At 55.0% G+C, this 23,866-nt stretch carries 20 protein-coding genes and 1 tRNA gene; 5 read left to right on the forward strand and 16 right to left on the reverse strand.

The genetic code is table 11. From position 1 onward, the window contains the following. Positions 1-87: 87 nt before the first annotated feature. Positions 88-1,404, reverse strand: a complete 1,317-nt coding sequence (locus HMPREF0576_RS08040) for a variant leucine-rich repeat-containing protein (RefSeq protein ID WP_004011433.1) — start codon at positions 1,402-1,404, stop codon at positions 88-90. Positions 1,405-1,803: 399 nt separating this feature from the next. Here HMPREF0576_RS08040 and HMPREF0576_RS08045 point away from each other — a divergent pair, with 399 nt between their 5' ends. Then, complete coding sequence (locus tag HMPREF0576_RS08045) at positions 1,804-2,817, forward strand: hypothetical protein (protein ID WP_004011434.1); 1,014 nt, start codon at positions 1,804-1,806, stop codon at positions 2,815-2,817. Positions 2,818-2,851: 34 nt separating this feature from the next. Here the strand turns inward: HMPREF0576_RS08045 and pknB are convergent, their stop codons facing one another. The 14 genes from pknB to HMPREF0576_RS08115 all read right to left on the reverse strand — a co-directional run bounded on the left by pknB (position 2,852) and on the right by HMPREF0576_RS08115 (position 18,103). Beyond that, positions 2,852-4,705 (reverse strand): Stk1 family PASTA domain-containing Ser/Thr kinase, encoded by a 1,854-nt coding sequence (gene pknB, locus HMPREF0576_RS08050; RefSeq protein WP_004008636.1) that lies wholly within the window; start codon positions 4,703-4,705, stop codon positions 2,852-2,854. Next, positions 4,692-6,203: a serine/threonine protein kinase gene (locus HMPREF0576_RS08055; RefSeq protein ID WP_004011435.1), complete on the reverse strand. Its 1,512-nt coding sequence runs from the start codon at positions 6,201-6,203 to the stop codon at positions 4,692-4,694. Before HMPREF0576_RS08055 ends, pknB begins: the two co-directional genes overlap by 14 nt. Next, positions 6,200-7,660 carry a peptidoglycan D,D-transpeptidase FtsI family protein gene (locus tag HMPREF0576_RS08060; RefSeq protein WP_004011436.1) on the reverse strand — a complete coding sequence of 487 codons (1,461 nt, stop codon included), beginning with the start codon at positions 7,658-7,660 and terminating at the stop codon, positions 6,200-6,202. The genes HMPREF0576_RS08055 and HMPREF0576_RS08060 overlap by 4 nt, the downstream gene beginning before the upstream one ends. After that, positions 7,657-9,135, reverse strand: coding sequence for an FtsW/RodA/SpoVE family cell cycle protein (locus tag HMPREF0576_RS08065; protein ID WP_004008633.1), 1,479 nt, complete (start codon positions 9,133-9,135; stop codon positions 7,657-7,659). The genes HMPREF0576_RS08060 and HMPREF0576_RS08065 overlap by 4 nt, the downstream gene beginning before the upstream one ends. Beyond that, positions 9,135-10,463, reverse strand: a complete 1,329-nt coding sequence (locus tag HMPREF0576_RS08070; RefSeq protein ID WP_004011437.1) for a PP2C family protein-serine/threonine phosphatase — start codon at positions 10,461-10,463, stop codon at positions 9,135-9,137. The genes HMPREF0576_RS08065 and HMPREF0576_RS08070 overlap by 1 nt, the downstream gene beginning before the upstream one ends. Further along, the gene (locus HMPREF0576_RS08075; protein ID WP_004008631.1) at positions 10,463-10,927 is read right to left on the reverse strand and encodes an FHA domain-containing protein FhaB/FipA; all 465 of its coding nucleotides are present in this window, start codon (positions 10,925-10,927) and stop codon (positions 10,463-10,465) included. The genes HMPREF0576_RS08070 and HMPREF0576_RS08075 overlap by 1 nt, the downstream gene beginning before the upstream one ends. A 16-nt stretch (positions 10,928-10,943) precedes the next feature. Further along, on the reverse strand, positions 10,944-11,795 hold the full coding sequence (locus HMPREF0576_RS08080; protein WP_036324414.1) for an FhaA domain-containing protein: 852 nt from the start codon (positions 11,793-11,795) through the stop codon (positions 10,944-10,946). A 102-nt stretch (positions 11,796-11,897) separates the two neighbouring features. Beyond that, positions 11,898-12,671 carry a methionine ABC transporter permease gene (locus HMPREF0576_RS08085; protein WP_004008629.1) on the reverse strand — a complete coding sequence of 258 codons (774 nt, stop codon included), beginning with the start codon at positions 12,669-12,671 and terminating at the stop codon, positions 11,898-11,900. A 1-nt stretch (position 12,672) separates the two neighbouring features. Beyond that, the gene (locus tag HMPREF0576_RS08090) at positions 12,673-13,722 is read right to left on the reverse strand and encodes a methionine ABC transporter ATP-binding protein (RefSeq protein WP_004008628.1); all 1,050 of its coding nucleotides are present in this window, start codon (positions 13,720-13,722) and stop codon (positions 12,673-12,675) included. Positions 13,723-13,884: 162 nt separating this feature from the next. Continuing rightward, positions 13,885-13,957: transfer RNA gene (locus HMPREF0576_RS08095), tRNA-Arg, on the reverse strand. Between the two features lie 81 nt (positions 13,958-14,038). Beyond that, positions 14,039-14,638, reverse strand: a complete 600-nt coding sequence (locus tag HMPREF0576_RS08100; protein WP_004011439.1) for a sugar O-acetyltransferase — start codon at positions 14,636-14,638, stop codon at positions 14,039-14,041. Between the two features lie 115 nt (positions 14,639-14,753). After that, on the reverse strand, positions 14,754-15,500 hold the full coding sequence (locus tag HMPREF0576_RS08105; RefSeq protein ID WP_004007861.1) for a sulfite exporter TauE/SafE family protein: 747 nt from the start codon (positions 15,498-15,500) through the stop codon (positions 14,754-14,756). 142 nt (positions 15,501-15,642) lie between these two features. Beyond that, positions 15,643-17,064 (reverse strand): gluconokinase, encoded by a 1,422-nt coding sequence (locus HMPREF0576_RS08110; protein WP_004011440.1) that lies wholly within the window; start codon positions 17,062-17,064, stop codon positions 15,643-15,645. A 64-nt stretch (positions 17,065-17,128) separates the two neighbouring features. Continuing rightward, entirely contained in the window at positions 17,129-18,103 is a 975-nt protein-coding gene (locus tag HMPREF0576_RS08115) for a phosphoglycerate dehydrogenase (protein ID WP_004011441.1), read from the reverse strand. Positions 18,104-18,396: 293 nt separating this feature from the next. Here HMPREF0576_RS08115 and HMPREF0576_RS08120 point away from each other — a divergent pair, with 293 nt between their 5' ends. The 4 genes from HMPREF0576_RS08120 to gndA are packed head-to-tail and all read left to right on the forward strand — an operon-like array spanning position 18,397 to position 23,108. Continuing rightward, positions 18,397-19,803: a GntP family permease gene (locus HMPREF0576_RS08120; protein ID WP_004007864.1), complete on the forward strand. Its 1,407-nt coding sequence runs from the start codon at positions 18,397-18,399 to the stop codon at positions 19,801-19,803. Positions 19,804-19,823: 20 nt separating this feature from the next. Next, positions 19,824-20,591 carry an SDR family oxidoreductase gene (locus HMPREF0576_RS08125; protein ID WP_004007865.1) on the forward strand — a complete coding sequence of 256 codons (768 nt, stop codon included), beginning with the start codon at positions 19,824-19,826 and terminating at the stop codon, positions 20,589-20,591. Between the two features lie 30 nt (positions 20,592-20,621). Next, positions 20,622-21,662, forward strand: coding sequence for a zinc-binding dehydrogenase (locus HMPREF0576_RS08130; RefSeq protein WP_004011443.1), 1,041 nt, complete (start codon positions 20,622-20,624; stop codon positions 21,660-21,662). 6 nt (positions 21,663-21,668) lie between these two features. Next, on the forward strand, positions 21,669-23,108 hold the full coding sequence (gndA, locus tag HMPREF0576_RS08135) for an NADP-dependent phosphogluconate dehydrogenase (protein ID WP_004011444.1): 1,440 nt from the start codon (positions 21,669-21,671) through the stop codon (positions 23,106-23,108). A gap of 64 nt (positions 23,109-23,172) precedes the next feature. On the opposite strand, the gene HMPREF0576_RS08140 is transcribed toward gndA, so the two are convergent. Beyond that, positions 23,173-23,799 (reverse strand): bifunctional 4-hydroxy-2-oxoglutarate aldolase/2-dehydro-3-deoxy-phosphogluconate aldolase, encoded by a 627-nt coding sequence (locus HMPREF0576_RS08140; RefSeq protein WP_004011445.1) that lies wholly within the window; start codon positions 23,797-23,799, stop codon positions 23,173-23,175. Positions 23,800-23,866: the final 67 nt, after the last annotated feature.

Consider the following 23,866-nt stretch of genomic DNA (forward strand, 5'->3'; position numbering starts at 1 on the left):
TCGCACCCGCACATTTCCCTCGTATTGGCGCGGGCAGCGCAGACTTATGACATAGCGCTAAATCATGCCCGAAATCTCCGTCAGGACTTACTTATCCCACTGTGAAGGGATGTATTTGCCTTTTCCGAAGCGTGCTGCCATATCGCTGCCCACCACGATACCGTCGCCCGCGGAAGTGTTCCAGCACACCACCCGGTTACCGGTCTTGCTGGCTTGGCAGGCAAAAGTGCCGTTGGTCACAGACTCATTGGCGCCTAAAGTTCCTTCCGTAGCGGTATCTATAGGTTCGATACACGAAAACTCGTGTCCACGGCTATGGGAGGCGTAAAGCACATCGCTGTATCCCGTATTCGGGGCTTGCGTCGAACAGTAGTAAGGGTCTGTAGAGTTGGCGAAACACTGCACTTGCGACCCGCCAAAAATACAGCGAACATTGCCGTCAGCGGTGGTAAAACTGTTGAGTTTCTTGGCATTAGCTGGGGCAGCCAGCGGATTGGTGGGAGTGGGCGAAGGCGTGGGGGAGGCACTAGCACTGGTATGGGCGCTGTCATCTGGCACCACCCGCCGGATGGTTTCGCCAGGCTTGGCGCCGGGGACTTCAATAGTCTTGGTCGGACCGGTATACCCTTCCGGCAAGCCGTTCTGTGTCAACTCTTGGGGAGTGGCAGTCACGCTAGGAGTGGGTTCAGCCGCTTGCGCACTACTCATCGGGATGGGCTTGTGAGCATTGTTGGTGAATCCCCAGACCACCAGCACGATGACAACCAGCCAGATTAATAATCCGAGGATCATAAATAGCCAAAAATGGTTGAACCGACCGCTGGTAGTTTTATCAGAGTTCGAGAGCCGATTACAGAGTTTTGTGGTTGTGGAATACTTCGCAGCCGCGGGAGATGACAAATCCGGGATAAAGTTCGCTGTGACAGCCTGGTTCGCCTGATTAACTCGGTTCATGGCAGCCATTTCAGCTGCTGCCGCAGCGGCTGCAGACGATTCATTTCGATGTAACTCGAGTTCGCCTGGAGAAAGCTCAGGTTCTTCAGAAGCGGGGAGATCTGGGGTTCGGAGGGGCTGCGGTTCCTCAGAGGGTGGCAGTGCGGCGGGCTGAGAATCCGGAGTTTCGGGCGAGACTGGTGATTCTGATGCTTCTGCAATTGAGGAAATACACACTGCCGCGTAGTTTTCCAGTTCACCTCGTTGCTCGAGCTCAGCACGTTTCGCTAAAGCATCGTCGACTTGCGTATCCTGCAGTTCTGCCAGCCAATCCAACAGGTCGGGATAGGTCGAGGGATTCAAAGCTAGCAGGGGGCATAACTCGGGAGATTCTTGGGCGATAGTCTGCAAACGAGCGAGCGGAGTATCGGGGTTGATAGCTTCGAGTTGTTCCTGAGTTAAATCTTCCATGGGCACCGATTCTGACTTCGAAAACGCAAATTACCTCACATCATATCTATACGCATAGCATTTTCCAAGGTAACATTAAGGTTTGTCCATGCAAACTGTGTAATTGCTGTACATGAGGTTGGCAAACTGCGGGAAAGCTACATTAATCTACTAGGATGCGATGCCCTCCCGTGCACAATTACAACGAGCATTACGTATATATATGCAGTATTCATCATCTCGCGGAATAATTCATAGACCGTCGGTTCCGACCGCTTCAGACCGTACCAATCTGGGGACCTGCTGACGCAATGAGAGAGGATGAGACCGGCACTACGTCACGATTTCGAGTCTCTAATATCCCTCCCCGCACTTCCGGGTTAGACTAGGGGCAGTTCGTTTTGGCGCGAGAGGTGAGTGATGGTGGGTAATACGCAAAGACCCGTTCCGTGGCAGGGACCTAATCCCAACCAGGCACGTCCCCATCCTCAGAATCCTCCCGCGAGACAAATCGACCACAAAGCTCGTCGTCGCTGGACCATCGCGATTATTGTGGCAGCCGTCATTTTGGTGGCGCTTGTCATCGGTTTGGTCATGATGTGGATGATGGGAGGCGGTTCCCAAGGTGCACGTTCGGCTTGCACGAAGGCGAGTCAAGATTTAACTAAACAGTACACTTCGCTGCAACAGGTAGTGTCCGATGCGGAAAACACCTTGGCTACGGTAGACTCCACGCAGGTCAAAGACCCCAAGATGCTCGACGACATGCAGGCGAAAGTTCAACTGGCCAGTAAAGAAATCAAGCCTCTGAAATGCTCCGGCAAGGACGTCGCCAAAAAAACCTCCACCATGATGGCTCAGACTGACGCGTTGAAAAAGCTGCAAACTGAGCTGGAGGCGGTGCTGCGCAAAGTTCAGGGAACGGAGAATCTCAGCAGCCTGAAAGTGGCGCAAAAAGCCTTGGAAGATAAGATTTCCCAGGCAGAAAAGCTGGCGCAGACCGCTGCGGATATAGAAGCCAATACCGAGCCCAGAGCGTCCCTGGCGGCACAAATTGAGGACGCGAAACGCCTTTTGGACCAGGTTAACTCCCTGTCCACCGTGCCAGATGACAAAGTCAATAGTCTCAACGAATCAATGCGGGCCTCTGCGGATCGGCTGGATGAGGACATCACCGCGGTCACAAAAGCTATAGATGACAAACGCTTGGAACAGGCGCAGAAAGAATCCGAAGAACAAATGCTCCTTCAACGGCAGCAGATGGAACAGGAACGGCGCGCCCAGCAAAGCAGTGCGACCTGCGAGGTCGGACAGACGACCGTTGATGCCGATGGAAACAAATTCTTGTGCCGCAACGTCTTGGACCCCACTACCGGAAGAGGTCAAGCCACCTGGGTCTTAGAACCCACGGAACAACCGCAGCCCGGCAACTAAACCGAGACCGGAAATGTCCGGTCAGCACAACTCATTACGTGGCGGGTGTTTCCGGAGCGCGGGAAGGTTCCGCAGGAGTGCTGGGAGTATCAGTCGGAGCTTCGGGCTTGGGCGTGGGTTCCTTCGGAGCAATCGCTACCACCGCGGTCATGGACGTATCCAACCCGACCAACTGACCGGCCTTGTCCAAAGACAATACGGTACCCGGCTCAACTGTAGAATCTTCCTTTTCGGTAATCGTCAAACGCACCCGGTTCGCGTCCGCAAACTTTTGCAGAGCATCCTTGGTACCCCCCACGAGGTCTTGGGGAATCCGGAAGTTACCGGAGGCCACTTCCAGGTCAACCGAGTCACCTTGCTTAACCGCTTCGCCCTCGGCAGGGTTGGATTTAATGACTTTGTCTTTATCTACCGTGCCGGAATCAACGGTCGTAATGTTGCCAATCTCCAAGCCTTCGGCCTCCAAAGCCTTCCTCGCCTGTTCCTGAGTCAGCCCTGCTAGAGAGGGCACACTTGCATCACCAGGACCGGTAGACAGCGAGACAAACACCTTGGAACCTTTAGCAACTTTCGTCCCCACTGCCGGATCGGATTTAACAAAAATACCTTCTGGAATATCCTCGGAACTGACCCCGCGCCCCAACCGGAACACCAGTCCCGCATCGGTAATCGCAGCAGAGGCTTCTTCCTGATTCATGCCGTCCAACGAGGGAATCTCTACCATTTCGTCGGTGGGCTTGTCTTGGTTGAAAACCAGCCAATATCCGAGACCTAGAGCTGCCAAAATCGCCAGCAGCACGATGACAATAATCAGTGCTTTCTTGCGGGACTTAGCGCGTTTATCCTGGGTCGGGTCGGTGGCGTCCAAAGTTTGGGTGGGCTGGTTTTGTCCCGCAGGAGCCATGGCGCTGGTCCGAGGGGCACCATAGCCCGCATAGCCCTGATTTACGGGCGGCAAGACAGTGGTCGCGCCGGTGGCATCACCTGCCAACGGAGCCGTCCAAGTTGCGGTAGCGGGAGCCGCCACATTTCCGCCGTGCAGAGAAGCCTGCAGGTCAGCACGCATATGAGCCGCGTCGGGATAACGATCTTCACGATTTTTTGCCAACGCTTTCATCACCACGCGGTCCAGAGACTCAGGAATGTCCGGGGCAATCGAGGAGGGCAGCGGCGGCAGCTGGGAAACATGCTGGAACGCAACCGCCACAGCTGAATCACCTTTAAACGGGGGCTGACCAGTCAGCAGCTCAAACAGCAAACACCCCGCGGAATACAGGTCGGAACGGGCATCAACCTGCTCGCCACGAGCCTGTTCGGGAGAAAGATATTGAGCGGTTCCCACCACCGCATCGGTTTGCGTCATGGTGGCTTGGGAGTCGGACAAGGCACGAGCAATCCCAAAGTCCATCACCTTAATCTTTCCGGTCGTGGTAATCATCACGTTGCCGGGCTTAATATCGCGGTGCACCAGGTTTTGATGGTGAGCATATTCCAGCGCGTCCAAGACCCCGGACACGATTTCGACCGCTTCTTCCAACGGAACCGGGTTCCCGTCCGTCAGCAGCTCTCGCACCGTGTGACCTTCCACGTACTCCATGACGATGTAGGGCACTTTAATCTCTACGCCATCTGAAGCGGTGATAGTTTCTTCACCCGTGTCATAGACAGCCACGATAGAGGGATGGTTCAGGTTCGCCGCCGACTGGGCTTCGCGACGGAAACGTGCCTGAAAGACAGGGTCGCGCGCCAAATCTTGACGCAAAATCTTAATCGCTACAATCCGGTTCAGGCGCGTGTCATTGCCGATATGGACCTCCGCCATACCGCCGCGTCCGATGAGCTGGTTAATTACGTAGCGCCCGCCGATAATCCGGTCAGACTGACTCAAGGTTTTCCTCCTCCACTGGCGAGCTGGCTGGGGCTCCGACCGCAGTCACGGTCAAACCCGATTCAAGGTTACCGGTTGAGGCCCCGGTACGCAGGGTAGTTGCCAGCCCAAAAATCAACGCTATCAACACCACCGCGGTGATGACTAATGCAACAATAAGTTTTTGTTTCGATCCCGTCTGCGGTTGGGGCAGTGGTTTGGCTTCCAGGTAACGCATCATTTCCTCGTGACGTTCGGGAGGAATCACCTGAGAACCCACCGGAATGGCTGCCGGTTGTCCCGGTTTTACGAGATGAAAAGCGGGTCGCAAGGGCGGTGCGGACGTCTCCGGGGCAGGCGAGTTGGATGGAGCCTGGCGCGGGGCTGCCGCGGGGGTCGCATGGGGTTTATTTGGGACCGCACGAGGGGACTGCGGTGCCTGGTCTGTTAGCTTCGGATCGACCGGTGCCATAGTTGATTTTGCGGGCGTTATGGCGGCAGGGGACACCACCGGTTTACGCGCGGAGACTGACGCCACAGATTCCGCGGGGTGGACCGATTCGGCGGGTCTGTCCGTGGGCTGAGAGTCTGACGAGGTATCTTCCGGGGTGTTGTCGACCGGCGCCACGGGCATCTGGGCGGTCGGGGGAGCATCTGCCAGGTTGCGTGAAAAACTCATGCGCGGGGTAAACGACAGCGGCACCGTGCCGTGCCAGAGCGCCTGAATCGACTCAGCCAGCTGTTTCGCCGATTGGGGGCGCAGCCGTGGGTCTTTCTCTAACATCTGGTAAATCAACGCTGCCACTTGGGAGTTTACAGAATCCGGAAGGGGAGGAACCGGGTCTTTCACGTGTGACATCGCGATGTCGACCTGAGTGGGACCAGTGAACGGGCGTTTTCCAGCCAAGGCTTCGTAGGCAATGACCCCCAGCGCATAAATATCGCCCGAGGCAGTCGCGGTTTCCCCCATCGCCTGTTCGGGAGGCAGGTACTGGGCGGTACCCATCACCATCCCGGCCGCGGTCAGGGCCTCAGCACGCGGTGCCAACGAAATTCCGAAGTCCGTCAGTTTCGCTACTCCCTTGTCAGAAACCAAGATATTTGAAGGCTTCACATCGCGGTGGATGACGTGTCCCTCGTGAGAAGCCTCTAGACCGTGAGCAATTTGGATGAGGATGGGGGCGAGCTGTTCCCAAGACAGAATTTGACCGCCTGCCAAAATATCTGACAGGGGACGACCCTCCACCAGCTCCATCACAATCCAGCCCTGACCGTCAGTTTCTCCCCAATCAAAAACGGCGGCAAGGTTGGGGTGATGCAATCGGGCAGCATTGGTGGCTTCGGCGCGTAAACGTGCCAGGAAGGTCTCCTGTCCGATGAGTTCCTCCTTTAACACCTTGACCGCAACGACGTTTTGGCTGCGCTTGTCCCAACCGCGCCAAATCACCCCCATTCCGCCGGTTGCCAGGATGGACACCAGGCGATAACGGTCGTTGAGCACCGTATTTGCCCCAATCATTGGCTCACTCCTGCCTGCAAAATACTGCGCGCCAGCGGTGCTGCTACGGTTCCACCGGTACCGCGCACGCCCTGCGGGTCCTCCACCACAACCGCTACGGCGATGCGCGGGTCTTGTGCCGGGGCAAACCCCACAAACCAATGATCCAGACCACGCCCTACTCCCGTTTCGGCAGTTCCGGTCTTACCCGCCACGTCAAGTCCGGGAATGCTGGCAGCTTTGCCGGTTCCGGATTGCACCACGTCAACCATCATCTGGCGGATGCTGGCGGCAATTTCCGGTGACATTGCCCGACTGAATTCCTGTGGAGTGTACTGCTTGAGGACCTGGAAATCGGAGGACATTTCCTGATTAATTAGGTAGGGCGTCATGATTTTTCCGTCATTGGCGACCGCGCTCGCCACCATTGCCATCTGCAGGGGAGTCACCCGCACGGACTGCTGACCAATCGCGGCGTTCGCCAGGAAAGATGGCGCGTCCGGGGGCGGAAATTGGGAAGCTACCCCGGTCAGAGGCACGTTCGGGACGGTGCCGAAACCAAAGGCTTTGGCTTGTGCCTGCAAGGGCTGTCCGCCCAACTGCATTCCCAATGCCGCAAACGGGGTGTTACAGGACATCGCAAAGGCTTTTCGGAAGGGTACTTTCCCATTTCCGCAAGACTCACCGGCATAGTTGGTGAGCTTGACATTGGTACCCGGTAAATCCAGCGTATCGGGAGCGTCCACCACCGTGTCCGCATCTACTGCGCCATGAGACATCAGAGCAGCGGCAGTCACAATCTTGAATGTCGAACCCGGAGGATAAAGTTCGCTAATCGCGCGATTTAACAGGGGTTTTTGGGGGTCGGCGAGCAAGGCGTTATACGTATTTTGCAGCGCGGTGCCGTCAGTACCGCTCAAAGCATTGGGATCAAAAGCGGGGGAAGATGCCATTCCCAGGATTTCTCCCGTTTTTGGGTTCAACGCCACTGCGGCACCGGTCTTTCCGGATAGCGCCGTTACCATCGCGTCTTGGACCGCGGGTTTGAGGGTTAGGGAGACATTTCCAGCCTGTGGCTGAGCACCGGTAAACAGGTCTTGTAAGCGTTGCATCCATTGGGAATCCGCTTTGCCTGACAAAACCGGTTCAGTGACCTTTTCCAAATCCGTCATTTGACCACGAATTGCTGCTGGGAAATATCCGGTAATGTGGGCATATTTTGCACCCTGGGGATAATTTCGGGTGTAGGTCACGTCCGGCGGAGAACCGACGGGCAGCGACTGAGCCAGTACCAGGGCGCCGTCGCCGGTCACGATTTTGCCCCGCTCCTGGTTCCAGTAGGCGTCGGTAACCCGACGGTTCAGGGGGTCTGCGTTCAAGGTCGGAGCGAAGATGAACTGCTGGTACGTTAATGCCCCCATCAAAGCCACAATCATGACAATCAAAGCAACCGCTAAACGGCGAATCTGTGCGTTCATTGGGGCATCACCACCCTTTCAGTGGCGGCGTAATCAAGGGGTTCCCCGGCATCGCCGGCTGATCCCCCGGACGTCAACCTAAAACCATTAGCTCCATTGGAAGGAACTGGTCGACGTGCCGAATCAGAAATGCGCAGCAGCAGAGCCACCGCTAACCAGTTGGCGACACAAGAAACGCCTCCTGCAGCGAGGAACGGGGCGGTCAGACCGGTGGAGGGAATCAGTCGGGTCACGCCTCCTGCCACGATAAACAGCTGTGCTCCAATGCCGAAAGCTAGAGCGGTGGCCAGCAGTTTCCCAAAACCGTCACGTACCCCCATTGCAGCGCGCAATCCGCGCAGCACCAGGATCAGGTACAGCAACATCACTGCCAACATGCCGGTCAGTCCGATTTCTTCGGCGATAGAGGACACAATGAAATCCGAATTCGCCAAGGGGGTTTGACCAGGTCTGCCCAAACCCCAACCGGTCCCGGTCAAACCACCGTAAGCCATGCCGAACAGGGCATTGACCAGCTGCCACGAACCGCCAATCCGGTCCGGGCTGGCGACATTCGGATCCAGGGCGTGTAGCCAGTTTGTCACCCGTTCTTGCACGTGAGTGAAGGACAGGTAAGCCATGACTGCCATCGGTATCATCAACACGCCACCAAAAATGATCCAGGAGGGTCTATCCGTAGCGACATAAAGTACGGCGACAAAGATGGCGAACAGCAGCAGCGCTACCCCCAGGTCCTTTTGCAGCACCAAGAGACCCATTACCGCTGCCCACACCACCAGAATCGGCAACAGGTCACGCCACCGAGGCAGTTGCAGGAACCCGACCTTTTTTCCGGCAATAGCCAGGGAATCCCGACGATATTCCAGATAGCCGGCAAAGAAAATTGCTAGCAAAATCTTGGCAAATTCGTTGGGCTGAAGCGTGAGTCCCAAAATTCGTAGGGAAATATCGGCACCGTTGACGGTTTGACCCAGTCCCGGAATCTTGGTGGAAAGCATCAGTAAAACGGCGACAATCAACGCCGGCCAGGCGAATTTTCGCAGGCTGCGATGATCCCTGAAAGCCAGCAGGGTCAGAATGACCACCACGAGGGAACCAATCATGAAAACGACCTGGCGTTCGTTGTTTACCTGGGTCAGCATAGCGTTGCGGACCGCGTTGGAACCGGTGGTGTCTGCGCGGTGCTGATAGTACAGGTCCAGGCGGGAAATCATTGCCAGACCAATTCCGTTTATCGCTAAAGCTACCGGCATGATGACCGGGTCAGCGTAGGGCGCCAAAAAACGTATCGCCACATGCGCTACGATTCCTCCCCCGGCGATGGCGGCGCAATACCAGTACCACACCTGGGGAGCTTCCGGGTGGGAGACCATGATTGAGAGGTAGCCTCCGACTCCAATCGCGATTGCCAGGATGAGCAAGACCAGCTCAGAGCGACGTCCGGATCTGGCAGGATACTGCACAATGGTAGCCATTACTGGTTACCTCCAGCAGTATTTCCGTCATCGTCTGTTGACGTGGTTGTCTCTGTTGGTGGCGTTGTCGGGTTCGGGTTCACAAGTTTCGGTGTGGGCTTTTTCGTTCTCTTAATCATGCCGGTGTCTCGCCAAGACGCGATTAGCGCACGGGCTTCCTCACGACTACGCAGGGAAATGCTCTTTTCCAGGCGCTGCTGGACGACCGGTGCCAAATCGGAATTGCGTACTCCCAGACCTTCGACAGGGTGATACAAATCCCACGTACCGATGGACTGATTAATCCCCCTAAACAGGGTTACTTCGCCCTGATTTACACCGAGGAAGTATTGTGTCTGAGTCCAGCCATAGGAAAACCAAGCCCCGAACCCCAAACCTGCCAGAATCACCAGCGTCAAAAATATGCCGATGAACCAGCCCCGCCGGGTCATCTTGCGGGGATCCTTCGGGGTGCGAGTAGCAAATTCATCCTGTTCCAAAGGCTTCCCCCGGCGTAGCATCGCGGCTTTCTCGGCGGGAGTGGCTTCACTGATACTGGCTCCGGCAGGGCGAATTGAGGCTGCTCCGACGATTTGTGGGGCGGTGGCAGTCAGTTCCTCATCAGAATCTACCACGTCGGCAATCACGCAGGTCACATTGTCCGGAGCGCCGCTTTTGAGCGCCAAACCGACCAGATCTTCGCAGCAGCTTTCGGGTGTATCTCCTTCCGCGAGAACGGTAGAGATAGTTTCTGCGGAAACGACCCCGCTCAGCCCGTCTGAACACAGCAACCAGCGATCCCCCACCACTGCTGCACGCACGGACTCATCCAGAGTCACGTCACCTTCTGAATCCCCCAACACCCGCAACAAAACGGAACGTTTCGGGTGATGTGCCGCCTCTTCCGGCGTCAGCTCACCCGATTCCACCAGGTACTGTACAAAAGAATGATCTTTCGTCACCTGGGTCAACTCGCCATCCCGCAACAGATAGGCTCGAGAGTCACCCACGTGAACCATTGCCATCTTGTTGCCCGAACGCAAAATTGCCACACAAGTGGTGCCCAGTCCCTGTAATTCTTCGTGACTGCCAGACAGTTCCACCAAATCTCGGTGAGCCTCTCCAATGGCATCACGCAGCAAATTCAACAAGTCATCAGCAGCGTGGGAATCAGCATCCAGCGGTGCCAAATGCGCCACTGCCACCGAGGAGGCAATGTCACCTCCGGCGGGACCGCCCATTCCGTCAGCCAGCACCAACAGATGCGGTCCGGCATAGCCGGAATCCTGGTTGTTTTTCCGAACCAAACCGACGTGTGAACGGGCTGCATACCGCAATTGGATGGACATCAGCGCAGCTCCACTATGGTTTGTCCGAAGCGAACCGGAGTGTGTGCGCTGAGCGGGGTGGGAGATGTAATCCGTACTCCTCCTACAACAGTTCCGTTGGTGGAGCCCAAATCCTCTACAAACCACTGACCGTCTTGCGGATAAATCCGAGCGTGTTGTGCCGAAGCGTAGTCGTCATCCAGCACCAAAGTCGAAGTGGGGGCGCGTCCCACGATGACCGGTCTATCGGTGAGCTGCAAGGAAGACCCGGTCAAAGGACCTTCGGTGACCAAAAGCGTCGAGACAGCGGCATCACGTTTCCTTGGTTTACGACCTTTTGCGGACCTCGAGGATTTGGCCTGGTCGCGACGCGTGACCACTGTACCGTAGATGTCACGACTCAAAACCAGGATAGAACCACCCACCAAGAGCCACAGCAAAGCCAAGTATCCCAGGCGCAGTAAAGAAAAACTCAGTTCATTCAACGGCTCGCCCCTAGTCTCACGATTCTCGCGGTGAGGCGGCTTGGCGCCAGAAAATCATTTTGACCCGACCTGCCGTCACTACGTTGCGATCCAAGAGAGTTGCTTCGTTGACGCGGTTGCCCTCTACAAAAGTTCCGTTCGTGGAGCCCAAATCGCGTAGCACGTAGTTAGTGCCGACCTGAACGATTTCAAAATGTTGATGGGACACTCCAGAATCGTTCAATGTGATGTCCACATTGTGTCCCCGTCCCACCACGGTACGTTCTCCCACCAGCAGGTAGGTTTGTCCCCCTACTACTTCCAACAACGGCTTTTGCTCATGCTTCGCCAGAAGTTCGGATTCCGCAGGATTGGTTGTGCCACCGAGGTGTGCTGGGGCAGCAGCAGCGGATTCCAGTGGTTTCCACGCCAAGTCCTCTCTGGCGGGAGCTTGCGTTGGTGCGGGGCGCGGCTCGAGATTGGCAGAGGAGGGTGGTACTGCTGACTGAGCTGGAGTTCCTGGTTCTATGCCGGAGACTGGACGTGCCCCGGAGACGGAACGAGCCCTGACTTCCAAGCGACGCTGTTCCGGATTCAGCGGGGTAAATTCGACATACACCGAACCGGTTAAAGAGTAATTCTGCTCGGTGGCGTAAGCGTTGGCATCGCGCACAAATTCTTGCAACAAGGCTTCTTTACCCCACTGTTCAAAGGCGGCATCAGTCTCTGGAGTGAGGGAAATCTCAAAATAATTAGGTGCCACTGTGCGTTCGCGAGACATCGGGGTAGCGCCTCGATCCATGGCTTGGCGGATGGCCTGAGTCACGTCTATAGGTTTGTCCGTACCGGAACGTTGCAGTTTGGATTTCATGCGGTCAAAGAACTCCAAAACCCCCTCCTTCCTCAGGGACGCCAACAGTTAAGACAGTCTGGGGTAATTCTAATGGCAGAACCCGTGTAATTCGTTATTGAACCATGGGACCAGGAATTTTTAGCGGTGATCCACGACCCTGGTAAAGAAGTCTCCAATGGCCTGCAAAACAATGACGATAACGCCGATAACGATGAGCGAAACCAGCAGAGTATCGGCTTGGTAACGCGAGTAGCCATAATTAATTGCCAGAGAGCCCAAGCCTCCCCCACCAAAAGCCCCGGTAATCGCGGAATAGCCGATGATGGTGATGACCAGCACGGTCGTGGATTGAATCAAGGCGGGAAGTGCTTCGCGGACCTGTACGCCCCACATGATTTGGCGGCGGCTGGCACCCATCATTTGGGCGGCTTCAATCTTGCCGGCATCCACACCCATGATGTTGGATTCAACCAGGCGAGCAAAGAAAGGCGTGGCACCGACAATTAGCGGGACACAGGCAGGTTGCCAGCCGATGGTGGTTCCTACCACCAGGCGCGTAAACGGGAGAATGAACACTGCCAAAATTAAGAACGGCAGGGAGCGTCCCAGGTTCACGATGAATCCCAAAATCCGATTCACTGTGGCATTGGGGGTCAAACCGGTTTTCGCAGTAGAAACCAGGAACAGCCCCACTGGCAGACCAAATAGCACTGTAAACAGAGACGATACGACTGTCATCGCCAGGGTCTCCAAGGTGGCAGGAAGCATCTCTCGTGTGATTGCGGGGTTGTCAAACCAAGTTGGATCCCCAGGTCCGGCAGGAACGATAGACTGTGCTGACGCCACGACTAAGTTAACCTGGTTTACTAAATCAACGTTGTAGGGCAGCAGGGTGGGCAGGAGTTCCAGCATTTTAGATTTCCTCCTCCGAGTTCAAAGCATCTCCCGGTCTGACGTTCGCATACACACCCTTGGCTCGCATTGCTGCAATCAGACCATTCATATTTTCCGCCGAAACCGCTAAAGCTAACCGTCCGACCTGGGTGTTTCCTACAGTTTCAAACGTTCCAGCGGCAATATCCGCCCCCGCTGCAGCAACCATGGACATCACGGCGGACCCGGTAGGCTTGCCCGGATTGGAGTTGAAGGCAATGTCCACCAGCGTCGCCGGTTTACCGTTCAGCACCGGCTTGCTCTTAACTTGCGGCCGGGGAACCAAGTCAAGCGCTAAACGGCTTTCTGGCTCGGTTAAGATGTCCTCAACTGTGCCGGTTTGGATAATCTTGCCATGTTCCAGCAGGGTGACGGAATCACAAATTTCGCGCACCACCGCCATCTCGTGCGTAATAATCACCACGGTGACCCCCAAACTTTCGGAAAGGTCACGAATCAGATGCAGGACCTGACTGGTGGTTTCTTGATCTAGCGCCGAAGTTGGTTCATCACATAACAGAACCTGAGGACTGGTAGCCAGACCCCGAGCAATGCCGACCCGCTGCTTTTGACCTCCGGAAAGCTGGGAGGGATAGGACGAGGCGCGTTCCTCCAGACCTACCAAGCGCAGCAGCTCCATGACTTTTTCCTTGCGTTTGCCGTGGGGTACACCAGATAGGTAGAGAGGATAGGCGACATTTCCCGCCGCCGTGCGTGAATCCAGCAGGTTCGCAGCCTGGAACACCATCCCAATCTTGCGTCGTGCTTGACGCAATTCCGCCTCGCTCAAGGCGGTCATTTCTTGACCGTCAAGAGTAATGGAACCCGTGGTGGGCTTTTCCAACGCAGTCAAGCAACGAATTAAGGTGGATTTGCCGGCACCGGATTGTCCGACGATGCCGTGAATGGAACCTTTGCCTATGGTCAAGTCAATGTTGTCCAGGGCATGAACGGTTCCGTCCGCAGCGGACTTCACATTATAAATTTTACTAACCCCGCTCAGGGTAATCATCGGCTCGCTTGTTTTCATCGCCTTATACCTTATCGGATTTTGTGGTAGTCCCCGCAATATCGTCCGTCTAGGGCTGATGGATGGCAGGTCAGCCTGTCAGCCCGAGGTCTCCGGCACTAATCGAGGGCGTTAAATGAGTCTTCCCCGGTCCGCTGGATCGCAGCGGATTCCGGGGAACAGCGCGCCCGAAGGGACTCGAACCCCCAACCTTCTGATCCGTAGTCAGATGCTCTATCCATTGAGCTACGAGCGCTTCGGTCATTAAGTTTAGCCCCAACCTGCGCGATTCCCCAAATCGGCATTCTCCGGGCAAAAAATGTAGAGAAATCTGGCTTTATTCAAAGCGATTCCAAGAAGTCAGTTTGTCGGCATCGGTGATTTCCCGCAATACTCGGCAGGGGTTACCGAGGGCTACGCAGTTATCGGGGATATCTTTAACGACGATACTGCCCGAACCGATGACCACGTTGCTGCCAATGCTCACCCCTGGCAGAACCTGTACAGCGGCTCCAATCCACACGTTGTCACCCACGGTAATGCTGTGGCCGTACTCCAAACCTTGGTTACGCCTCTCGTAGTCAATCGGGTGACCAGCTGTGTGAAACCCGCAGTTCGGAGCAATGAACACATTGTCGCCGAAGCAAATTCGGGCACAATCCAACATCACCGTGTTGTGGTTGGCGTAAAAGTTTTCCCCGATTTCTATGTTGTAGCCGTAGTCACACCAAAACGGGGCGGTTATGGTGAAATGTTGCCCGGTTTTGCCCAAGAGTTCCCGCATCAGGCGGTGTTGGGCGTCGTGGTCAGAAGGTCGAATTTGGTTGTATTCCAGGCACAAGTCTTTGGCATAATCCCTTTCACGGCAAAGGGTGGGGTCTCGGTCTGCTTTGTAGAGCATCTGATTCAGCATTTTTTCTTTTTCAGTTAAATTCACCAGAACTCCTTTGTGCTAGGCGGATAGATTGACAGGCTGTCGTGGTGAACGATTCTGTGCCTACAGTGTAGAGCACCCGCAGAACCGAGAACGAGACCACACCGGTCTTGTGACATTAGGGCAGACCGGGAAAGCACACGCTGATGATGACCCGCAGAGCCCCAAATGTTGCCAGCGCCAACGCTAAGTTACGAGCCCACTGGGGTTTGACGAATTTTTTCAGCCACCTCGCAACGACGGTGCCGACCAGGATAGCCCCCAAGATAGCGGCAATCGTGGGCGCGGGCAGGGAAGTGAGCACGGCGTTTTGCCCACCAAACCAGACTTTGCTGGTGACCACAATGACGTTGAAACACAGGAACAGTGGCTGCAAGGTAGCGGCAAATTCTCGCTGTGTCCACCGGGTAGTTTGCGAGTAAGCAGCCATAACCGGTCCAGATTGAGCTACCAGGGCACTCATCATGCCCCCCAGAAAACCAAAAATCAGAGACCCCGAAAATACCGGTATTGCCCGAAAACGAGGCGCAAAAATGGAAAAGAACACCATGGCCAGCATGATGATTCCCACAAAAATTGAGAAAGTCCGATCCGGTACGAACCGCAGTGTGACGACGGTTGCGAACAGCGCCGGCAGAGCGCTGAACATCAACAGGCGAAAACGATACCAGTTAATATCCCGAAAACCGGTCACGAACAGCAGCAACGTAACTAAGCCACCGCAAATATTTCCCCACAAGATTCCATAGTGAGCACCTGCTGCCACCACCAAAACCGGGACGGCAATCATGCCAAAACCCATCCCAGCCAAGCCTTGTACGCAGGTACCCAGTAAAACTACCGCAGTCAGGAGGACCAATTCCATTACTTCACTATATCCCCTGTCACCGGACCTCCATCAGGGCCCTTGATTACAGCTGTGGGAATCCGAGTGGACGGGTACACGATACGATACAAGGTCGGGAACATATCAAAAGTTAGAAATCTGTGCGAACCAGCTGGAGGCGTTACCGATTGGCGTTATCGCGGTAAGCCTCCAGGTAGCGTTGATATTTCTGATCCATGATTTCCGCATATTCTTCCTGTGGGACGATTTCCTCACCCACTGGAGGCTCGTAATCCTCCAAAGAGAGGGTGCTATCCAGCAGGTATGCCCCCCATAAGGCGGCTCCCATCATGGAGTTTTGTTTTACCAGACAGGGAGTCAGGGTGTGTCCAAACACGTTAGCTGCCAACTGGGACCAGATGTTGGTGTGGAGAATTCCCCCCGAGATGAGGATGCGCTCAGGTTCTCCGTTCAGTTTGGTTATGGCGTCGTAACACTGTTTAAGGTTAAACAACACCCCTTCCAACACGGCTTGGTAAGTCTGCTTGAAATCGTGTTTCGAGGTCATACCCACGAAACCGCCCTTGCGTTTATCTCCCCAGCCGGGATTACGTTCTCCAAAAATGAAGGGGAGAAAGATTGGTGTATCGGCAGCGTAATCCATTCCCGCTTCGAGTTCATCGTAAGTGGTAGGGCGCAGCGATAAACCTTTAAACCAATCCACCGTGTTGCAGGCACCCGCCGTTGCGGCCCCGGAAATCCAACTCTTGGGTCCGATGTAGCACCAGGTAGACATATCCGGGTGGAATTGTGGTTGCGGAGACGTGACTCGCAAAGCTCCGGACGTCCCCACTGACAGCGTCATTTGCCCTTCACGCAAGGCGCCCGAACCAAGCTGATTTAGAGACCCATCGGACATAGCGGGAACCACAGGAATTCCTGCCGGCAAACCCAAACTGGCGGCAGCTTGGGCAGAAAGTGGCGCGTGATAGTCGTTATCGACAATTTCCGGAAGCTGCGAAGGCTCGAGATTAATCACCGCTAACAGCTTCGGATCATATTCTCCCGTGGTGATATTAACCAGTCCGGAACCGGACGCCATACAACGAGACACTTTGATGTTCCCGGTCAAGCGGTAGAAGTTATAGGTGGCTTGACCCATGGTGATGTAGGTAGAAATGTTGTATCCCTCTTCCTTAAGGAAAGCAAGCTTAAAAAAGGGATAGATGGCGTTGGGATAGCCCCCGGTGAGATTATAATAATCCCTGGTCAGCTGGGGTTTGCGGCGGAAAGCCTCAGCCTGATCAGAAGCCTTGGTGTTTGACCACTGCATGATGGGGGTCACCGGATCCAAATTGGAGTTGAACAATCCTACGGAATGCCATACCCCAGAAAGCACGATGATGTCGATGTCGGTCCTCCCGCGCAAGAGTTTTTTGGCTACCGCTAGGCTCGCTTCGTAAACCACCATGGGATCATGCTGGGTCAAATCGTTACCCATGGGCGGATAGAAAGAATTTTCGACAGTGAAATCTTTCTTGACCGTGTCATAAATCATCGCTTTGGCTGAACTGGTCGATGATTCAATCACTAAAACATTCATCGCGCACTCCTAAAGGTCACGGCTGATTTCAGTATATCGGCAGTCGTTAGCGCGGTGTTCAGATTCAGGAAACCGCCTCAGCAGCCAGATTAGTTACCGATTCTCCTGCTAAAGCCCGCAAGAGATTGTCTACTGCGCCCCTCGCCATGCGGATTCGACTTTGCACCGTTTGCGCGCCACTGTGCGGAGTCGCGATGACATTCGAAAAGCGGAATAGCTCATGTTCAGGTGAGGGCGGTTCCTGCTCGTAGGCATCCAAAGCAAGACCGGCGAGCTGACCGGCTTCCAGGGCCACGACGGCGGCGGACTCATCGATAATCCCCCCTCGTGAAGTATTAATCAAAAATGTGCCGGGAGACATGAGACGAAACATCGAGTCATCAAATAAATGCTCGGTCGCAGGCGTGAGAGGCAGGTGCAGCGAAATGAAATTGCTCTCACGCACCAGTTCAGCCAGCTCCACGCCTTGCACCGTCGGGTCGGTGTCAGGGTCGAAAAACGGGTCGTAAACCAGCACTTTCATTTCCAGACCCGTGACCAGACGGCGCAGAGCCCGCCCGATGGAGCCGTATCCCACGATTCCCAAAGTAGCTTGAGATAACTCTGTGCCTACCACCCGCAACCATTGTCCCTGCCGTGTTGTTTCGTTCAACTGGGAGACGTGGCGTGCCAGGATAAACATGCTGGACAACGCCATCTCGGCGACCGCGGTGGAATTGGCGCCTGGAGTGTTGGTTACGATGACTCCGTTGTCGCCCGCAGTGCGCAAATCGACCCGATCAACCCCCACGCCATACCGAGAAATCACTCGCAAGTCAGGGAGCTGATTTAAGACCGGCGTTGAAAAATCGTCCAAACCTGCCAAAACTCCCACGCAATCTCGCGCGGCTTCGACCAGCTGATCCGCGTCAAGTGGCTTGCCTGACTGGTTATAGGTGACTTCGTAGCCACTTTCTTCCAAGAGTTTGCGGGCAAACTTCAGTTCGGCAGAGGCAAAAGAGGTGGGGGTTACTAATAATTTTTGCAGGTTGTTTTTCATGGTGTTCTCCGTGTCGAGTCAGTAGCCCCAGTCCGTCGGGCATCTTAAAACATCCTAGTTCCATATTGTTTATTGCGGGTCTGTCCGCAGGATCTCTGTGAGTGCACGCGGTGGAAAGTCGCATTATCTGCACCTGGGCAGTTATTCCGACCCAAAGCATCACGCTTTACAGTAGACTTTTGGTACATATCCGCTGCTAGTCACCTACCAACAGAGCCTTTCGTGAGGATTATGGGGTGGTCCGGCGGTCAATAACAAGTGAGAGTTTGCTCTATGTTCAAAGGAGAGTTTAGATGCAACCATTTGAGATAGAAGGTTGGACCCAAACCATGGGGACATTACCGTTGCTCGGCATAGCGGTAGCTGCAATAGCCCTGATTTTGGTCCTGGTCATTGTATTCAGGCTTCATGCTTTTCTGACCTTGGTATTGGTCAGTTTCCTCACGGCTATCGCTACCGGTCTGCCCCTGGATTCAGTCGTGGGGGCGATGAAAGATGGCTTTGGAGGCACTCTTGCCTCAGTTGCGTTGCTGGTTGGCTTAGGTGCCATGCTCGGCAAGATGGTTGAGCAATCCGGAGGCGCAAAGGTACTGGCAGATGCCATGATAAATATCTTTGGTGAGAAACGTGCCCCTCTAGCTTTGGGCGTGGCGTCCCTGATTCTGGGCTTTCCTATCTTCTTTGATGCGGGCTTGATTGTGATGCTGCCGATTGTGTTCGCAGTTGCGAAACGCCTGAAGGGTTCGATTATTCTCTACGCGATTCCTACGGCTGCCGCTTTCTCAGTGATGCACGTATTCCTGCCGCCGCACCCCGGTCCTGTTGCCGCAGCCGAGTATTTCCATGCCAACATGGGTTTGGTGATGCTGCAAGGTTTCATCATCGTTATTCCGACTTTTATTCTCTCTGGTTATCTGTGGGCTAAATTCATCGCTCCGCGAGTCCAGGTTGAGGCTTCGCATGTGTTCGGGAACGTCTCGGATGATGAGCTTCCCGATAATCCCCCTTCGGTGGGCACAATCATCGCGTTGCTGCTGCTCCCGGTGCTGTTGATTTTCATGAACACCGGGTTCTCGACACTGACTAAAGTGGGGATTGTCAGCGGTGACGCTGACTGGGTGAAGTTCCTCATCACTCTGGGCGATACCCCCATTGCGTTGCTAATCTCGACTCTGGTTTCGATTGCGGTTCTCGGTGGCAAGATCACTAAAGACAAAACCGTCCTCGAAAAGGTGGTTGATTCCGCGCTGGGACCGATTTGTTCGGTGGTGCTCATTACCGGCGCTGGCGGCATGTTCGGCGGGGTTTTGCGGGCTTCGGGAATCGGTGACGCACTGGCTAAATCTATGGATGATTTGGGTATTCCGCTCTTGCTGGCTGCGTACCTAATTGCGGTGGCTCTGCGTCTGGCACAAGGGTCTGCCACGGTAGCGCTGGTGACGGCAGCTTCACTGTTGGCGCCGGCGGTTGAACAGGCAGTATCCGCTGGTCAGCTTTCGCCGTGGGGTGTGGTCTGTATCACTATGGCTGCCTCCGCTGGTTCGGTGTTTGCTTCACACGTCAACGATTCTGGTTTCTGGCTGGTTGGTCGATTAACGGGCATGGATGTAAAGACCACTCTGAAGGTGTGGACCGTGCAACAGCTTCTCGAATCAGTTATCGGTTTCGCTATCGCGGCGTTGCTCTTCATATTTGCCTAGAAAGCAGAGTCAGGAAAATCATGTGTAATTGGTTCGATATTTCTGGTCGAGCCGCCCTGGTCACCGGGTCCAACCGGGGACTAGGGCTGGCTCTGGCCACTGGATTAGCAAAAGCTGGGGCGCGGGTCACTTTGCAGGGTCGGGATGCCACGAAAGTTTCCCAAGCAGCCCAGCAGTTATCTGAGTCACTGGGAGTTCCGGTCGGGCACCTGGTGTTTGATGTCACTGATGCCCAGGAGGCCGAGCAGGTCCTCAATGACTTTATGGACAGTGAGGGCACACCAGACATTCTGGTCAACAACGCTGGCATCCAGCGTCGTCACCCCATCACCGAGTTCCCTACTGAAGAATGGGACGCGGTCATCAGCACGAACCTTTCTTCTGTGTTTTATGTGACCAAACCCGTAGCGCAGCGCATGGTGGAGCGAGGTAGCGGCAAGGTCATCATGGTCGGTTCCGTGCAGTCACGGCTGGCACGACAGACCATTGCCCCATACTGCGCCTCTAAAGGTGGTGTCGCGATGTTTGCCCAAGGGCTTGCTGCGGATTTATCGCGCTACAACATTCAAGTCAATACGCTCTCTCCCGGATACTTCGCTACCGAGATGAACACGGACTTGTGGCAAGACCCGCAGTTCGATGCTTGGCTGAAAGCCCGCACTCCAGCCGGGCGTTGGGGAAAGTTCGACGAGCTAATGGGGACGCTCATATATCTGTCCTCGGAGGCGTCGAATTTTGTTACCGGACAAAATATTTTAGTCGATGGAGGAATGACCAGCGTGGTCTAGACCGGTCGAATGTCACAGGGAGGTAATCGGATGACTGAGATGAAACAAGTGCGTATCAACGCCAAGGAAGAAATGGAATCTTGTGGCGCACCTCGCCCGAAACCCGGTGAGGGTCAGGTCCTCGTGAGGGTAGCATGGGCGGGTATCTGTGGCTCGGATTTGCACTACTTTTTCGATGGACAGGTCGGCGCCTTTAAACTGCGTGAACCGTTGGTGCCGGGTCATGAAATTGTAGGCATCGTCGCCGAGGATCCGTCTGGGACCTATGCGCCAGGAACGCCGGTTACCCCTCATCCGGCCACCTTTGGTCAGCCCCAAGCTGCCTATAGTGATTCACCGCATCTGTGGCCGGGGGGAGCCTATCTCGGTTCGGCATCCACTTGGCCGCACACTCAGGGAGGTATGAGCGAGTACATCTTGTTACGGCTGGACCAAATCCATGCTTTGCCGCCGAATTTGCCGCTCAAGCGCGGGGTGCTTACCGAGCCTTTGTGTGTCGGTTTACATGCCCTGCACCGGCTCCAGGCAGCTACCGGTTGGCAGGATTTGAAGGGTCGAAACGTGGCAGTGATTGGAGCGGGTCCGATTGGGCTGCTGGCTGCTGGTGCGGCAAAGAGCCTCGGGGCGACAGTTAGCTGTATTGACGTGCAGGACGCACCTTTGCGGCGAGCTCAAGCTCTGGGAGTTGACCAAGTATATAACTCGACTGTGACTGAACCCGAGGCGGGAGCTTTCGACGCGGTTCTGGAATGCGCGGGCGTGTTCCCTGCCATTTCCCAAGCCTTCCAGATTTGCCGTCCTCGTGGCACGGTGGTGCAGGTGGGAATGGTTCCCGCTATAGATGGACCGGTGAATTTGGCACCGTTGACCTCCAAAGAAATCACCTATTTGGGAACGTTCCGTTTCCTGGACGAAATCGATCAGGCTTTAGAAATCCTGGCTAATTCTCCGCAATTGGAATCCGTCATTACGCACGAGTTCAACGCCGACGAAGCTGAACGGGCATTCCACACTGCCAAAGACAGTGCTGCGTCCGGCAAGGTGATAGTCAACTTGTGGTTCGAGGAGTGAACACGAATGACAGGGAAAGCAGATGTGGCAGTAATCGGAACTGGCGTGATGGGTCGTTCGTTGGCGCGTAACTTCGCGCGTCACGGACACACCGTCGCCCTGTTTGACGTTGCTCCCGGACGGGCTGCTCAGGTAGCGCAAGAGCACAGTGCGGAAGGAAACTTTATCCCCGCCCAAGACCCGGCGGAGTTGGCCCAGTCGATGTCAACCCCACGGGTAGCAATTTTGCTGGTGCCAGCGGGAGAACCAACTGACCAGGCTATCGACATGCTCTGCGAAGTTTTTTCCGCTGGAGACATTATCGTGGACATGGGCAACTCTTTCTATGTTGACACCGAACGTCGGGAAAAGTTGGTTACGCAGCGAGACTTGCATTTTGTCGGCTGCGGAATTTCCGGTGGGGAATCCGGGGCTCTCAACGGTCCTGCCATCATGCCTGGCGGTGCCCAAAAGGCTTACGAGAGGCTCGGACCCCTGTTGGAATCTATTTCGGCTCAGTTTCAGGGCGAGCCCTGCTGCACCTGGGTAGGTCCCGGCGGGGCGGGACACTATGTGAAAATGGTCCATAACGGGATTGAATATGCCGATATGGAGCTGCTCAGTGAGGCTTACCAGCTATTGCGCTACCGAAACGGAATGAGCCCTAAGGAAATCAGCGAGGTGTTTTCTCGATGGAATGAGGGTCCGCTGCATTCCTATCTGTTGGAAATATCTGCCGATATTTTGCAGCATACTGATGCAAAAACTAACCAGCCTTTCATCGACATTATTTGTGATGAGGCAGGTCAAAAGGGAACTGGCTCGTGGACAGTGCAAAACGCGTTGACGCTTGGGGCTGGCTCGACCATTATTGCGGCAGCTACTTTTGCTCGGGCAGTATCCTCGCAAAGGGTTCATCGTGACTTGGCGCGTGGGGTCTTAGGAGAGTGGGTTCCTGACACGGCACCTGGTGGGTCAGACTTACTGGATAATCTGGAAAAAGCCGTCTATGGAGCGAAAATCGTGGCGTATTCCCAAGGGCTATCTCAAATCAGGACCGCCTGTAAGGAATACGGTTGGACGGTCGACCTGGCTAAATTGGCGAGTATTTGGCGCGCCGGCTGCATTATACAGGCGCAGCTCCTGCAAGACATTATGGAAACGTATCAGGATGGTGATTTTGACACCCCGCTGTTGCTGAAGCCAGCCATCAGCGCCGTGATTAAGGATGCTCTGCCTGCGTGGCGCGCCGTAGTCAGCGACTCCATCAAGGCAGGGATAGCCTTGCCTGCTCTCAGCGCCGGCTTGGCATACTTAGATTCCTTGCGTTGCCCATCTCTGCCGACGGCTCTGGTACAGGCTCAAAGGGACTTTTTCGGGGCCCATACCTATCGTCGGCGAGATTGCGAGGGAAGTTTCCATACCAGATGGGAGAACCCGCAACGTCCGGAGATAGCGCTTTCCTAATAGTAACAAGAAGTTAACGTGGTTCACCTATTTGGGGAATATAATATGCAGTTCGGGGTGGTTTTCAGCGAGTTGCCGCAATCTCTAGGGTCGCAGCAGCCCGAGCGGTAATCTCGCTGAAATCACCCTGAGCAATGAGCTGTCTAGTGGCAATCCAAGAACCTCCGCAGGCTGCCACCTGTGGGTGAGCCAGATACTGTGCCAGATTTTCTATTGAGATACCACCGGTCGGGACAAACTGCATCTGCGGGAAAGGACCTGAAAGGGCAGAAATTACCGGCAGTCCACCGGAGGCTTCTGCGGGAAAAAACTTAACGTATCGCAAACCTGAATTGAGGGCTTTCATCAGCCAAGAAGCATCGGTAGCGCCCGGCAAAACAGGCACATTGTTAGCCTGGCAGTAATCCACAATGTCCTGATCGTAACCAGGCATGACCAAGTATTTGGCACCGGAGTCTACGGCGGTTCGAGCTTGATCCAGATTTGTGACGGTGCCCGCGCCCACCAAAATATCGCTGTGCTGGGACATTTGCGCGATAGCTGAAGCTGCTGCAGTGGTACGGAAAGTTACTTCAGCCGTGGTGATACCTCCCGCCAGCAAAGCATCCGCCAAGGCGCCAGCGTCTTTTGCGTCATCCAGGACAACCACCGGAATGACCGGATTTCTCTTGATAACCGCATCTATATCCATCGTGATTCCTCCTGAGTCTCTTGAGCAGTTGCCAGCTGATTAATTGTCCTGACGAACGTAAATGTCA

The organism is Mobiluncus holmesii ATCC 35242 (assembly GCF_000185445.1).
Taxonomy (GTDB): Bacteria; Actinomycetota; Actinomycetes; order Actinomycetales; family Actinomycetaceae; genus Mobiluncus; species Mobiluncus curtisii.

What these genes read in the sequence shown, in the direction of transcription:
- HMPREF0576_RS08065 (WP_004008633.1), bottom strand. Translation starts at nt 9,135, where the DNA reads ATGGCTACCATTGTGCAGTATCCTGCCAGATCCGGACGTCGCTCTGAG.
- HMPREF0576_RS08055 (WP_004011435.1), bottom strand. Translation starts at nt 6,203, where the DNA reads ATGATTGGGGCAAATACGGTGCTCAACGACCGTTATCGCCTGGTGTCC.
- HMPREF0576_RS08105 (WP_004007861.1), bottom strand. Translation starts at nt 15,500, where the DNA reads ATGGAATTGGTCCTCCTGACTGCGGTAGTTTTACTGGGTACCTGCGTA.
- HMPREF0576_RS08125 (WP_004007865.1), top strand. Translation starts at nt 19,824, where the DNA reads ATGTGTAATTGGTTCGATATTTCTGGTCGAGCCGCCCTGGTCACCGGG.
- HMPREF0576_RS08110 (WP_004011440.1), bottom strand. Translation starts at nt 17,064, where the DNA reads ATGAATGTTTTAGTGATTGAATCATCGACCAGTTCAGCCAAAGCGATG.
- HMPREF0576_RS08115 (WP_004011441.1), bottom strand. Translation starts at nt 18,103, where the DNA reads ATGAAAAACAACCTGCAAAAATTATTAGTAACCCCCACCTCTTTTGCC.
- gndA (WP_004011444.1), top strand. Translation starts at nt 21,669, where the DNA reads ATGACAGGGAAAGCAGATGTGGCAGTAATCGGAACTGGCGTGATGGGT.
- HMPREF0576_RS08130 (WP_004011443.1), top strand. Translation starts at nt 20,622, where the DNA reads ATGACTGAGATGAAACAAGTGCGTATCAACGCCAAGGAAGAAATGGAA.
- HMPREF0576_RS08090 (WP_004008628.1), bottom strand. Translation starts at nt 13,722, where the DNA reads ATGAAAACAAGCGAGCCGATGATTACCCTGAGCGGGGTTAGTAAAATT.
- HMPREF0576_RS08070 (WP_004011437.1), bottom strand. Translation starts at nt 10,463, where the DNA reads ATGTCCATCCAATTGCGGTATGCAGCCCGTTCACACGTCGGTTTGGTT.
- HMPREF0576_RS08060 (WP_004011436.1), bottom strand. Translation starts at nt 7,660, where the DNA reads ATGAACGCACAGATTCGCCGTTTAGCGGTTGCTTTGATTGTCATGATT.
- HMPREF0576_RS08040 (WP_004011433.1), bottom strand. Translation starts at nt 1,404, where the DNA reads ATGGAAGATTTAACTCAGGAACAACTCGAAGCTATCAACCCCGATACT.
- HMPREF0576_RS08085 (WP_004008629.1), bottom strand. Translation starts at nt 12,671, where the DNA reads ATGCTGGAACTCCTGCCCACCCTGCTGCCCTACAACGTTGATTTAGTA.
- HMPREF0576_RS08045 (WP_004011434.1), top strand. Translation starts at nt 1,804, where the DNA reads ATGGTGGGTAATACGCAAAGACCCGTTCCGTGGCAGGGACCTAATCCC.
- HMPREF0576_RS08120 (WP_004007864.1), top strand. Translation starts at nt 18,397, where the DNA reads ATGCAACCATTTGAGATAGAAGGTTGGACCCAAACCATGGGGACATTA.
- HMPREF0576_RS08140 (WP_004011445.1), bottom strand. Translation starts at nt 23,799, where the DNA reads ATGGATATAGATGCGGTTATCAAGAGAAATCCGGTCATTCCGGTGGTT.